The organism is Chryseobacterium populi (genome assembly GCF_000282115.1).
Taxonomy (GTDB): domain Bacteria; phylum Bacteroidota; class Bacteroidia; order Flavobacteriales; family Weeksellaceae; genus Chryseobacterium; species Chryseobacterium populi.
The window spans coordinates 45,987-57,974 of record NZ_AKJY01000022.1 but is presented as its reverse complement, the minus strand read 5'-3'; the positions used below and the strand labels follow the sequence as shown (position 1 = coordinate 57,974).

Annotated in this window: 14 protein-coding genes; 11 read left to right on the top strand and 3 right to left on the bottom strand. The window is 36.5% G+C overall.

What is annotated here, in order from left to right; translation table 11 throughout:
- The 3 genes from PMI13_RS07510 to PMI13_RS07500 are packed head-to-tail and all read right to left on the bottom strand — an operon-like array spanning window position 1 to window position 1,704.
- Entirely contained in the window at window positions 1-528 is a 528-nt protein-coding gene (locus tag PMI13_RS07510; RefSeq protein ID WP_007842357.1) for a GNAT family N-acetyltransferase, read from the bottom strand.
- The gene (locus PMI13_RS07505; protein ID WP_034670208.1) at window positions 525-1,055 is read right to left on the bottom strand and encodes a GNAT family N-acetyltransferase; all 531 of its coding nucleotides are present in this window, start codon (window positions 1,053-1,055) and stop codon (window positions 525-527) included. The genes PMI13_RS07510 and PMI13_RS07505 overlap by 4 nt, the downstream gene beginning before the upstream one ends.
- A gap of 10 nt (window positions 1,056-1,065) precedes the next feature.
- Window positions 1,066-1,704, bottom strand: a complete 639-nt coding sequence (locus PMI13_RS07500; protein ID WP_007842355.1) for a leucine-rich repeat domain-containing protein — start codon at window positions 1,702-1,704, stop codon at window positions 1,066-1,068.
- Window positions 1,705-1,756: 52 nt separating this feature from the next.
- Here PMI13_RS07500 and gldB point away from each other — a divergent pair, with 52 nt between their 5' ends.
- The 11 genes from gldB (at window position 1,757) to PMI13_RS07445 (ending at window position 11,901) form a co-directional block, all read left to right on the top strand.
- The gene (gene gldB / locus PMI13_RS07495) at window positions 1,757-2,743 is read left to right on the top strand and encodes a gliding motility lipoprotein GldB (protein ID WP_007842354.1); all 987 of its coding nucleotides are present in this window, start codon (window positions 1,757-1,759) and stop codon (window positions 2,741-2,743) included.
- A gap of 82 nt (window positions 2,744-2,825) precedes the next feature.
- Window positions 2,826-3,728, top strand: a complete 903-nt coding sequence (locus PMI13_RS07490; RefSeq protein ID WP_034670212.1) for an ABC transporter ATP-binding protein — start codon at window positions 2,826-2,828, stop codon at window positions 3,726-3,728.
- A gap of 9 nt (window positions 3,729-3,737) precedes the next feature.
- Entirely contained in the window at window positions 3,738-5,939 is a 2,202-nt protein-coding gene (locus PMI13_RS07485) for a thioredoxin-like domain-containing protein (RefSeq protein WP_007842350.1), read from the top strand.
- Window positions 5,940-5,963: 24 nt separating this feature from the next.
- Window positions 5,964-6,290 carry a gliding motility protein GldC gene (gene gldC, locus PMI13_RS07480; RefSeq protein WP_007842349.1) on the top strand — a complete coding sequence of 109 codons (327 nt, stop codon included), beginning with the start codon at window positions 5,964-5,966 and terminating at the stop codon, window positions 6,288-6,290.
- A gap of 13 nt (window positions 6,291-6,303) precedes the next feature.
- Entirely contained in the window at window positions 6,304-7,443 is a 1,140-nt protein-coding gene (locus tag PMI13_RS07475; protein ID WP_034670229.1) for a cystathionine gamma-synthase, read from the top strand.
- A gap of 22 nt (window positions 7,444-7,465) precedes the next feature.
- On the top strand, window positions 7,466-7,945 hold the full coding sequence (locus PMI13_RS07470) for a nuclear transport factor 2 family protein (protein ID WP_007842345.1): 480 nt from the start codon (window positions 7,466-7,468) through the stop codon (window positions 7,943-7,945).
- Between the two features lie 12 nt (window positions 7,946-7,957).
- On the top strand, window positions 7,958-8,413 hold the full coding sequence (locus PMI13_RS07465; RefSeq protein ID WP_007842342.1) for a GNAT family N-acetyltransferase: 456 nt from the start codon (window positions 7,958-7,960) through the stop codon (window positions 8,411-8,413).
- A 99-nt stretch (window positions 8,414-8,512) separates the two neighbouring features.
- Entirely contained in the window at window positions 8,513-9,028 is a 516-nt protein-coding gene (locus PMI13_RS07460) for a DinB family protein (protein ID WP_007842339.1), read from the top strand.
- 95 nt (window positions 9,029-9,123) lie between these two features.
- Complete coding sequence (gene tnpA, locus PMI13_RS07455; protein ID WP_007842338.1) at window positions 9,124-9,549, top strand: IS200/IS605 family transposase; 426 nt, start codon at window positions 9,124-9,126, stop codon at window positions 9,547-9,549.
- A 270-nt stretch (window positions 9,550-9,819) separates the two neighbouring features.
- Window positions 9,820-10,368, top strand: coding sequence for an L-threonylcarbamoyladenylate synthase (locus tag PMI13_RS07450; protein ID WP_007842337.1), 549 nt, complete (start codon window positions 9,820-9,822; stop codon window positions 10,366-10,368).
- 114 nt (window positions 10,369-10,482) lie between these two features.
- Window positions 10,483-11,901: a CCA tRNA nucleotidyltransferase gene (locus tag PMI13_RS07445; RefSeq protein ID WP_007842336.1), complete on the top strand. Its 1,419-nt coding sequence runs from the start codon at window positions 10,483-10,485 to the stop codon at window positions 11,899-11,901.
- The last annotated feature ends 87 nt before the right edge of the window (window positions 11,902-11,988 follow it).

The window sequence follows — 11,988 nt, the reverse complement described above, 5'->3', positions numbered from 1 at the left end:
TTAATCTATTTCAAATTCTTTAGGATATTTTACAATCCCATGGATGTTTTTTAATCCATTTTCAACCAGTTCTATGGCCATTCCGTTTTCTTCGGGAATATCAAATGGAAATGAAATTCCAAAATTACTGCATTTTTTGTATCCAAACTTAGGATAATAGTTTTCATGACCAACTAAAATGACAGAATGATGTCCCAGTTCTTTGGCAATAAGGTGGCCGAAGATGATGAGCTGGGAACCGATTCCTTTATTTTGAAAATCAGGTTTTACAGAAACAGGTGCCAAAGCCAGGGAATCAAAAGACTCTGAACCGTTTTCAATAGTGATTTTTGTGAACAAAATATGCCCGACAATCTTATCGCCGATTTCTGCAACGATAGATAATTCCGGGATAAATGCCTCGGATTTCCGCAGTCTTTCCACCAGAAACTGTTCCTGATGGTCACTGTGATCCATATCTCTGAAAGCTTCTTCAATAAGGTGAAACACTTTCTGGCGGCCCTGGTTTTCTTCTTGTCTTATTGTCATGAGGTAAAATAATTTTCACGTTTTAATTCGTACCAGAAGCAAGTTCCGTCAGGTTCCACAAATTCCCCGGTCTTTTGAAAGCCTAATTTTTTTAAAATATGATTGGAACCTTCATTTTCGGAATGAGCGTGAGCGTAAATAGTTTGGGCATCAAGATCGTTAAACCCGAAATTGAGGGAAGCTTTTGCCGATTCCAGCGCATAACCTTTTCCCCAGAATTCGGGTAAAAAACGGTAGCCTAAATCATAAACATTTACATAGCCGTTAATTTCCTGGGTCAGTAACTTTAAACCGCTCCAGCCGATCAGGAGGCCACTTTCTTTTTCAATAACTGCAAGCCTGCCGACACCGTTGTCAGTATACTGCTGCTGAATCATTCTGATTACTTTTTCAGATTCTTTGATATCGGTTAAGGGAGCCAGGCCAATATATTTCATGACTTCCGGATCAGAATCAAGCAGGAACATGCGCTCAACATCTGTTTCTTTAAATTTTCTTAAGATTAATCTTTCTGTTTCCAGTTGCATCATTTGTATTTTAAGGTTCTGTCCCGAAAATGGTAACATCAGTGTTCATTCCTTTTTTAATATCGGTTTCTTTTATTTTATTTCCACCCACATTTAAGGTTTGCAGAGCTTCATTTCCGGAAATATCCAGCTGCTGTAGCTGATTGTGCTCAAGATTCAGGTGCTTTAAATTTTTCAGCTCCCTTACCTCAATAAACTTTAATTTATTTAAAGATAATGTTAATTGGTCAATTCTTGGAATCGTTTTCAGTGAAATTTTTTCAAGAAGGTTATTATCGAGATAAATTGAGGTAAGTTTTTTAAGATTTTCCCCGTTAAAAGTTGAAATTTTACAGCCCGTACATGAAAAAAATTCAAGCTGATCCAGATTTTTTACAGAGATCTCTGGAATATGATTGTCATCGGCCATTACCATCTTCACATTCTGAAATAAACCCAGGTCTTCCAAGGATGTGACTTCCTTTTTAACAATAAACAACCGGGTTAATTTTAAAGCTTCTTCTTTATCAATGAAACCGTTCTGATCAAGGTCATAATTTTCAAGGACTGCTTTTTCAAAATTTTTATCCCTGAATTTCAATGCCTGCCCATGGAAAAATATAAAAGCTGTGAAGGTGGAAAGGATGATAAATATTTTATTTTTCACCATTACATTGTGTTTAAATTCTTATGTTTGTAAACTTAAATTTCATGTAAAAATAATGAAGATTTTTAGAATTATTGTGCTTTCTTCCATTTTAGTTGCAGGGCTGAATTCGTGCAAAAAAGAAACTCAGAACCCATGGAAGGTTGAAGTTAAGACTCCGGCAGAAAAAGTAGAACTGACCGATATTTCCAAAGAATTTTATGATCAGAATATTCCGCTGGATCAGTTTAAAGCTAAATTTCCATGGTTCCAGGGAACGGTTTCTGATGAAGATTTCGGGAAAAGGAGAGTGGATGCCGGTGAAATCAAAATTTATAAAGAAGCGGTGGCTAAAATAGATCAGCAGAAGCTTCAGAACGAACTGCAGGATCTGTTTACCCACATTAAATACTACTTTCCTAAATTTAAAAGTCCCAAAGTGTATCTTTTTTCATCGGCTTTACAGATGATTCAGGACCCAATTTTTTATGACGAAAAAGGAAATCTTCTGTTTATAGATATGACCGGATTTATGGGCGATAAAAATCCTAATTATAAAGGTCTGGAACTGTATTTCCAGAAATCGATGAACCCTAATAATATTGTTCCCAAAGTGTCAAGAATGTTTGCCGAAAACATTGCTCCGTTTTCTACAGATCATCAGAAATTTATCGATATGTTGATGTACCAGGGGAAAATTATGATTCTTCAGGATGCCTTTTTACCGGATACCCCGGATTATCTGAAAATGAACTATACAAAGCAGCAATATGACTGGGCAGTTTCCAATGAAGGGAATGTCTGGAATTATTTTGTAGAAAACGACCTGATTTTCGGGTCCGATTCCAGGCTGCTGGAAAGGTTTATCACCCCTGGCCCGTTTTCTAAATTTTATACGGAAATAGATAACGAGTCTTCACCACAAATCGGTGTTTTTACAGGATGGCAGATCTGTAAATCTTATCTGAAGCAGAAGCCGGAAACCAAGCTGGTGGATTTCCTGAAATTGGAGGCAACCGTAATATTTAACCAGTCAGGGTATAAACCTGATGTAACAAAATAGGCTATTTTTCATACCAATAAGAGGTCTTTTGCAGTGCAGAAGATCTTTTTTTGTTTTCAAACCTGCAAATACAGCGTATTATATGGAAAATTCAATTATTATCCGGGATTTAAATTTTGGATTCACTCAGAATAAACCGATCCTGAAAAACGTAAACCTAACAGTTCCCAGGGGAAGCGTTTTTGGCTTTCTGGGAGCCAACGGTGCCGGAAAATCAACGACTATGAAGCTGTTACTGGGAAGTCTTCCCGATGATAACCATGCTGTTGAGATTTTTAATAAGAACCTGACACAGCTTTATCCTGAAGGGTTTCAGAAAATTGGCAGTCTGATAGACAGCCCTGCCTTTTATGATCATTTATCAGGCTGGGATAATCTCGTGATCCTTTCCAAACTGAGAAGTCTTCCTGATTCGGAATGTGAAAGGGTTTTGAAACTGGTAGATCTCTGGGACAGCCGGAAGATGAAGATGAAAAAATATTCCCTGGGAATGAAACAAAGGCTGGCCATTGCCATGACATTATTGGGAAGCCCGGAACTTTTAATCCTGGATGAGCCTGTCAACGGACTGGATCCAAACGGGATGCTCGAAATCCGCGAGCTGCTTCTTAAACTCAATAAAGAACAGGGAATTACTATCTTTATTTCAAGCCACCTGTTGCAGGAAGTGGAAAAAATGGTGACCCATCTGGCAATTATATCCAATGGAATGATCAAGTTTTCCGGAAGCGTGGAAGAATTGAACGCTCATTACCGGTACAACCATATGAGAATAGGATTGAACAAAGCCTCTCATTTTATCAGTACTATTCCTGAACATTATTCAGCCGTAATAATTGATGAAAATATGATCGAAGTAACGGTACAATCTAAAGAAGATATCATTAAGCTTACTAAAATGCTGGTCATGAATGAGGCCGAAGTTTTTGAGATAAAAAACAGTGCGGGACTGGAAGACTGGTTTATGGAAATAACAAAAAAATAATCGACACCAATGAAAAAAATGATAACATTAGTCAATACAGAATGGCTTAAAATAAAAGGCCTCGGATTGGTTTACCTGGCATTGACCTTAGGTGCTTTGATTCCGTTGTTAGGATTTGCCGGGCAGGTATTTAATCCGCAGTTTATTGCTTCAGAAGACCTTCCGTATTCCGTTTTTGAAAAATCAATAGTAGATAATTTTAAAGCTTTTGCTATTTTCTTTTTGTTGCTTTTTATTGTGATCGCGGCCAACAGAATAGCACAGATCGATCATAAAAACAATGGCTGGCAGCTTATGGAAACCCAGCCTATCAGTAAATTACAATTATATTTTTCAAAATATATTGTTTTACTGATTTTAAGTTTTTTATGCATTGCCTCTTATATAGGATTTAATATTCTTTTCTCATTACTGGATTATTACATTAACCCTAATGAAATAAAGCAGCTGACTTTTGACGGATTCTGGGTCCTGAAAACGTTCATAAGATTATGTGTGGCCATATTAGGCGTTGCAGCAGTGCAATTATGTATTTCAGTTGCGTTCCCGGGTTTTATCTGGGCTTTTCTTGTAGGAATTCTGGGACTCATCGTCAATATGTATTCTTTAATTTCAAAAAATGATTTTCCATACTGTCCTTACAATTCTCTGTATATTTTATGTAAATCTCCCAATATAAAGAACCTGAATCATTTCATTACCTACAGTGAATATTTAAGTATTTTCTGGGCACTAGCTTTCCTGATCGCAGGGTATTTCTGGTACAAAGGAAAAGGCTTTAAGACAGCATTTCTTAAAAATAAAAAACAAGTTGCTTTTTCATCCGTATTTCTGGTTGTGGCAGCAGGAATATTTTATCTTTTACAGAAACCCAAAGCTTATGAAAGTGAAGGCAAAGGGATTATTATTACCGGAAAACTGGATACCTCTCTTAAGGTAGATTCTGTGAAGATTTTCTCAAAAGATTTCCATAAAGAAATAGGAAGTGTACCAGTGAAAGGCGGATCATTTACATGGGAAACAAAAAAAGAAATCCCGTTCGATGAATACAGCCTTGAATTCGGAAATAAAAGAATTGACCTGGTGATGGGAAGTGGTGACAGATTTGATTTTGATATTCAGTACAATGCGGTGAAAATGAATTATTTTGTGAAATCAAACAGGTCTGCTGAACAGATCTATAAAAACCAGGAAGACAGCTTTGGATATGAATTTGATTACGCAGTTGATGAACAGAAATATAATGATGACCCGGCAAAATTCTATAGTTTGGCTCAATCTGACTGGGAAGACAGTATCGAAAGACTGGGAAATTATACAGATTCTGAAAATAATGCGCTTTCTGATGAATATAAAGCCTACAGGAAACAATTATTGGCAATACAGTATCTGAATGAAATTAATACTTACAGGAAAATGACTTCATTCGATGATCCGAAATTTGCTCCTCCTAAACAATTTTTAAATGAATTGAATGAAAAGATTAAAAATCCGACCATCCTGCTGAGTAAAAATGATGAATATATGAAATACAGGCTTGATCAAATGCTTACGGATAAAGACCGATTGGCTGGTAATCCTGACAGTCTTCTTTTTATCAAATTAAATGCTTTACCGGCTGGAATTAATAAAGACCGTTTGCTGACAAGGCATCTTGTGAAAAGTATGGAGCTGGAAACTGACAGTATTTCACGAAGCCAATTGTTTGAGAAGGAAATTAAAAGCTTACAAAACACCGATTATAAAAAACTGGTAACTTCCAGATTGGAGCAAATCACCATTTCTCAGAAAGGTGCTCCGTTTTCAGATCTGGATCTTGTAGATCATAAAGGAAATGCTTTTAAGCTGTCGAAGTACAGAGGAAAATATGTTATCATCGATTTATGGGCAACCTGGTGTGGGCCATGCAGGGAGATCCGGCCGATATTTGATACCAGAAGTAACCAATATGGACATTACAGTAATATTCAGTTTATCTCAATCAGCCTGGATGAAGATAAAACAAAATGGCTGAATTATTTAAAAACAAAACCGTCTAAGGTACCTCAGTACTGGCTGGCCGATGCTGCCCGGTTTATGAACAGCTATAAAATCCAGTCGATTCCGAGGTTTATCATTATAGACCCCGAAGGAAAAGTGTTTAATCTTAACAGCCCTTTTCCTGATGAAGATAATTTCGTAGAAATTTTAGATAAGCTCAAGAAGTATTAACTTTGTGAAAAATTTAAAATTGATATGCGAAAGACTCAGATAACGATAGACGTTGAATTAGATGAAAACCACATTCCTGAAAATATTACCTGGAATGCACAGGATGGAGGTGTTGAAAAAGAAGAAACTAAGGCAACGATGATTTCTGTTTGGGATGATAAAGCTATGGAAGCTTTGAGAATTGATCTTTGGACAAAGGAAATGCCGGTTGATCAGATGAAAATGTTTATTCATCAGATTTTGGTTTCTTTGGGAAATACTTACCAGAGAGCAACAGGAGAAGAAGATGTGGCACAATGGTTGGAGCAGATTGCAGAAGAATTTGCAGTGAAGTCTGCGATAAAAATGTAAATTATAAAATATGATGAATTTTAATACAAAAGTGATACACGGAGGGCAGCATCACGAGTCTGCTACAGGATCTGTAAATGTTCCGGTATTTTTAACCTCTACCTTTGCACAAAAAAGCCCTGGAGTGCATTCCGGTTATGAATATTCAAGAGCTGCTAATCCTACAAGACAGGCTCTGGAAGATTCCCTGGCAAGTATCGAAAACGGAGCCAGAGGCCTTGCTTTCGGATCGGGGCTTGCTGCAATCGACTGTGTTTTAAAATTATTAAATCCCGGTGATGAAGTAATTGCCGTAGATGATTTGTATGGAGGTACTTACAGAATGTTTACCAGGCTTTTTGAAAAATATCAGTTGAAGTTTACTTTCGTGAACTTTGATGATGTTTCTAAAATTGCTGAGGTGATCACTGATCAAACAAAGCTGATCTGGGTAGAAACCCCTACCAATCCTCTGATGAAGCTGGTAGATATCAAAGCTGTGGTTGAGATTGCAAAAGGAAAAGATATTCTGGTAGCGGTTGACAATACATTTGCAACACCTTATATCCAAAGACCAATTGATCTTGGGGCTGATATTGTGATGCATTCGGCTACGAAATATTTAGGCGGACATTCAGATGTTATTGCCGGAGCTCTTATCGCAAAAGATGCGGAATTAGGAGAAAAATTACACTTCATTCAGTTTGCAAGCGGTGGGATTTTAGGACCTCACGACTCTTATCTTGTATTGAGAGGAATTAAAACCCTGGCGTTGAGAATGCAGAGACACTCTGATAACGGATTAGAAGTGGCAAAATATCTTGAAACCCATCCTGCTGTGGATAAAGTAATTTATCCGGGATTGGAATCCCATCCACAATATGAATTGGCAAAATCCCAGATGAAAGAATCTGGCGGAATGGTTTCTTTTACTTTCAAATCCGGTAAAAAAGAAGATGCAATCAAATTTTTGGAAAAGGTGAAAGTGTTCACTCTGGCTGAATCTCTGGGAGGTGTGGAATCTTTGGCCAACCACCCTGCTTTAATGACTCATGCGTCTATTCCTGCTGAAAAACGTGCCGAATTGGGTATTACCGATGATTTGGTCCGATTAAGCGTTGGAATTGAAGATAAAGAAGATCTTATCGCTGATTTAGAAAGAGCTTTTTCTTAAAAACGGTTAAAAATAAAATATAATGAGAAAGATTCGATTTTTATTAATCCTAGGCCTTTTTAGCCAGATTTCATATGCTCAGGTTAAACCTACTGATGATCTTTATAAAACAGCTAAAAAACTGGATAGTCTGATATTCGATATAGGATTTAACAAATGTGATCTTTCTCATTATAATTCCATCGTCAGCAATGACCTTGAATTTTATCATGATAAAGGTGGGATTACTGATGGAAAGGAAGCATTTATAGCATCCATTAAAAATAATATCTGCGGTGGACCAAACAAAGTAAAGCGTGAGCTTATTCCCGGTAGCATGAAGGTTTATCCCCTGTACAATAAGGATAAATTATATGCTTTTATACAGGAAGGAGTACATGAATTCTTTGAATTTTATGGTGGGAAATGGCATAAAGGAAGCCGTGCAAAATTTACCATTTTGTGGATGTCAGAAGATAACCAGTGGAAAATGAAGCGTGTTTTAAGCTACGATCATCAATAAAATTTCCATTTCATGAAAAATACAAGGAAAGCGACTATCGAAGACATTTCGCAATTATCAGAATTGTTTGACCAATACAGGGTTTTTTATCATAAAAATTCAGATATTCCAGCTGCAGAACATTTTTTAAAAGAAAGAATTGAAAATAAAGATTCCGAAATTTTTGTTGCTGAAAATAATAGCCGGTTAGTAGGATTTGTTCAGCTGTATCCTATATTTTCTTCAACAAGAATGCAAAGGTACTGGCTGCTGAATGATCTCTACGTCAATGAAAACCACAGAGGAAAAGGGTATTCCAAAGAACTGATCGAAGAGGCCAAAGAAATCTGCAGATCATCCAATGCCTGCGGAGTTTTACTGGAAACAGGAAAGAGCAATGATGTAGGAAACCGATTATATCCATCTGCTGGTTTCAAATTATATGATTCCGTAAACTTCTATGAATGGACAAACCCGGAACAATCATAAGCAATAATTAATGAACAGCTAGTAATCACAACTACAATTGATTGGCTTCCATTATTCACAACTTATCACTCATAATTCATCACTCATAACTATATTAACATGTCAGATTTTCAAAAATACATACAAAGATATTTAGACCAGATTCCTTCTGAAAATTGGATAGAGGAAATGAAAAAAACCGGAGATAAAACAACGGATATTTATTCTAAGCTTACAGAAGAACAATCTCATTTTGCTTATGCAGAAGGAAAATGGACTTTGAAAGAACTGCTTTTACACCTTTCTGATACAGAAAGGGTATTCCAATACCGTATTTTAGCTTTTGCAAGAGGCGAACAGGCAGAATTGCCGGGTTTTGATGAAAACGGATATGCTGAGCAGTCTTTTGCTAATGAAAGAAGCTTAGAATCTTTATTGGAAGAATATAAGCTGGTAAGAAAATCCTCTCAGATTTTAGTGGAAAACCTTAACCCCAAAGCTTTACATAATACAGGAAAAGCCAATGGGAATGAAATTTCCGTAGAAACCATCGGAAAACTGATTGTAGGGCATAATTATCATCATTTGAATATTATAGAGGAAAGATATTTGCCGGGGTTGCAGGATGTTCAATAGGAACGGGCTTTAGCCCGTTTTAAATATTCTGGATTTTCAAAAAAGGCTTTAGCCAAAACTTAGGTTGGAAATTCCTATTTTTGATAAAAAACACAATGTCCTTTATCAAAATTTATATTCATATTGTATTTTCTACAAAAAATAGGATCCCACATTTTAATACATTTGACCTGAGAATCAAAGTCTGGAAACATATAAAAGAAAATGCTTCAGAAAAAGGTGTTTTTTTAGATATGGTAAATGGTTATACAGATCACTGTCATTGTTTGCTGTCTTTAGGCTCTGGCCAAAATATTGAAAAAATTGTCCAATTAATAAAAGGAGAGTCTTCTTATTGGATTAATAAAAACCAGCTAACAAAAGAAAAATTCTTCTGGCAGGATGAATACATTGCAGTTTCAGTCTCAGAGTCAAAGATTGATTCAGTCAGAAACTATATTAAAAATCAGGAAAGGAACCATCAGAAAAAGACTTTTATGGAAGAATATCAGGAATTTATTGAGAAATACAATCTAAAATAAATTTTGGCTAAAGCCGGAAGGTTTATTTTTTGCAGGTGGGCTAAAGCCCACCCCTATTGAATAAGTAAAAACAATAAAATTCTGCGTTGTAAATATCAAAAGTAAAGGTGGACACCAACAACAATTTCTATTCAATAGAACGGGCTTTAGCCCGTTTCTAAAATGTAATCTTCTCAATTGGCTTTAGCCGAAACCTAATGAAAAATCCTTATTTTTGACAGGCAAAATAGCTGTTATTTTAGCTTTTTCCCTGCCTGTAAAAAAATTAAAATGGAAAACATTATCAATATATTAAAATCCGGCGGAACCATTCTTTATCCTACAGATACCATCTGGGGAATAGGGTGTGATGCCACCAATATAGAAGCAGTCAATAAAATCTTTGACATTAAAAAACGGGAGAAAAACAAATCGATGATTATCCTGGTAGAATCTGAAAAGAGGCTGCAGGATCTGGTAGATGTTCCGGAAATGGCGTGGGAGATTATTGACCTGAGTGAAAAACCGGTAACGATTGTTTATGAAAATCCAAGAGGGCTTCCTAAGGAATTACTTGCTGAAGACGGAAGTATCGGGATCAGACTGGTGAAGAATGATTTCTGTAAAAAGCTGATCACAAAACTGAATAAGCCACTGGTATCTACTTCAGCCAATTTCAGTGGGGATAAAAGTCCGCTTAAATTTTCCGACATTTCTCCTGAAATGATAAAGTTGGTAGATTATGCCGTGGAAGAAGACCGCGAGAAAGTTTCAAAATATTCAGGTTCCTCTGTCATCAAAATATGGAGTGACAACAGAATAAAAGTTCTTCGGGAATAAAAAACAAGATTTTAATTATCTTTGCAAAATCATTTAACCATTAAGAAATAAAGGATGTTGAGCGATCCACTTAATACACTTCATTTCTTAATGGTTTTACATTAAATAATAAATATGTTCATCAATCTTAATCAGAATAAAAATCTAAAGCTTTTCAAAATAATCTCGGAGGTGGCAGCCAGGAATAATCAGTCGGTGTATATTGTTGGTGGCTATGTTCGGGATCTGCTGATGAAGAGAAAAGCTTCTACGGATATTGATTTTGTGACTGAACAAAGCGGGATAGAACTCGCCCGGAATGTTGCTCTGGAAATTGATCCTGAATTAAAGGTTTCTGTCTTCAAAACGTATGGCACGGCAATGGTCAGGTATAAAGATCTGGAACTTGAATTTGTGGGCGCCAGAAAAGAAAGCTATAATGAAAACAGCAGAAAGCCGGATGTAGAAGGTGGAACCCTTGAAGATGATCAGAAAAGAAGAGATTTTACCATCAATGCGATGGCGATTTCTTTGAATAAAGATAATTTCGGAGAACTGATTGATCCGTTTAATGGAGTTGAAGATCTGGAAAATAAGATCTTAAGAACTCCTTTAGAACCTGCCCAGACGTATTCTGATGATCCGCTGAGAATGATGAGAGCTATTCGTTTTGCATCAACTCTGCAATTTACGATAGAAGACAATTCATTGGCAGCGATTAAGCAGGAAGCAGAAAGAATCAAGATTGTTTCTATGGAAAGGGTAATGGTGGAATTTAACAAGATCATGCTTTCCGGAAAGCCATCAACAGGCTTAAAACTGATGGAGGAAACCGGGCTGATGAAACTGATTATTCCGGAGCTGATAGAGCTGAAAGGCGTAGAGGAAGTCGAAGGGCAAACCCATAAAGATAATTTTTATCATACTCTGGAAGTAGTAGATAATATCTCGGGAAATACAGATGATCTCTGGTTGCGCTGGTCTGCATTGCTTCACGATATCGGAAAGGCTCCCACAAAAAAATTCGTTGAAGGAACAGGCTGGACTTTTCACGGACATGAATTTTTAGGCTCAAAAATGGTGAAATCTTTATTCCAGAGACTGAAATTACCCTTAGGAAACGATATGAAATATGTGCAGAAAATGGTTAAGCTTTCATCTCGTCCTATTGCTTTGATTACCGATGATGCTTCAGATTCTGCTTTGAGAAGATTGTTATTTGATGCCGGGGAAAACCTTGAAGACCTGTTTACACTCTGTAAAGCTGATATTACCACCAAGAATGCCAGAAAGCAGGAAAAATTCATCAGAAATTTTGAATATGTTGCGGTAAAAATAAAAGAAGTTGAAGAAAAAGATCAGGTAAGAAATTTCCAGCCGCCAATTTCAGGTGAAGAAATCATGGTGATGTTTGATCTTAAACCGGGCCGTGAAATCGGTATCTTAAAAGAAAAGGTAAAAGAAGCTATTCTGGAAGGCGAAATCCTTAACGATCATGAGGAAGCTAAGAAATTTGTGATCGTTGAAGCTGAAAAACTGGGCTTGAAAATCTAGATATAGATTCAAAATATGAATAAAAAACGGGTTCCCAAAGTTAATTTGGGAGCTCATTTTTTTATTAGGATTGAAATGAAATCCGGG

What these genes read in the sequence shown, in the direction of transcription:
- PMI13_RS07510 (WP_007842357.1), bottom strand. Translation starts at nt 528, where the DNA reads ATGACAATAAGACAAGAAGAAAACCAGGGCCGCCAGAAAGTGTTTCAC.
- PMI13_RS07505 (WP_034670208.1), bottom strand. Translation starts at nt 1,055, where the DNA reads ATGCAACTGGAAACAGAAAGATTAATCTTAAGAAAATTTAAAGAAACA.
- PMI13_RS07500 (WP_007842355.1), bottom strand. Translation starts at nt 1,704, where the DNA reads ATGGTGAAAAATAAAATATTTATCATCCTTTCCACCTTCACAGCTTTT.
- gldB (WP_007842354.1), top strand. Translation starts at nt 1,757, where the DNA reads ATGAAGATTTTTAGAATTATTGTGCTTTCTTCCATTTTAGTTGCAGGG.
- PMI13_RS07490 (WP_034670212.1), top strand. Translation starts at nt 2,826, where the DNA reads ATGGAAAATTCAATTATTATCCGGGATTTAAATTTTGGATTCACTCAG.
- PMI13_RS07485 (WP_007842350.1), top strand. Translation starts at nt 3,738, where the DNA reads ATGAAAAAAATGATAACATTAGTCAATACAGAATGGCTTAAAATAAAA.
- gldC (WP_007842349.1), top strand. Translation starts at nt 5,964, where the DNA reads ATGCGAAAGACTCAGATAACGATAGACGTTGAATTAGATGAAAACCAC.
- PMI13_RS07475 (WP_034670229.1), top strand. Translation starts at nt 6,304, where the DNA reads ATGAATTTTAATACAAAAGTGATACACGGAGGGCAGCATCACGAGTCT.
- PMI13_RS07470 (WP_007842345.1), top strand. Translation starts at nt 7,466, where the DNA reads ATGAGAAAGATTCGATTTTTATTAATCCTAGGCCTTTTTAGCCAGATT.
- PMI13_RS07465 (WP_007842342.1), top strand. Translation starts at nt 7,958, where the DNA reads ATGAAAAATACAAGGAAAGCGACTATCGAAGACATTTCGCAATTATCA.
- PMI13_RS07460 (WP_007842339.1), top strand. Translation starts at nt 8,513, where the DNA reads ATGTCAGATTTTCAAAAATACATACAAAGATATTTAGACCAGATTCCT.
- tnpA (WP_007842338.1), top strand. Translation starts at nt 9,124, where the DNA reads ATGTCCTTTATCAAAATTTATATTCATATTGTATTTTCTACAAAAAAT.
- PMI13_RS07450 (WP_007842337.1), top strand. Translation starts at nt 9,820, where the DNA reads ATGGAAAACATTATCAATATATTAAAATCCGGCGGAACCATTCTTTAT.
- PMI13_RS07445 (WP_007842336.1), top strand. Translation starts at nt 10,483, where the DNA reads ATGTTCATCAATCTTAATCAGAATAAAAATCTAAAGCTTTTCAAAATA.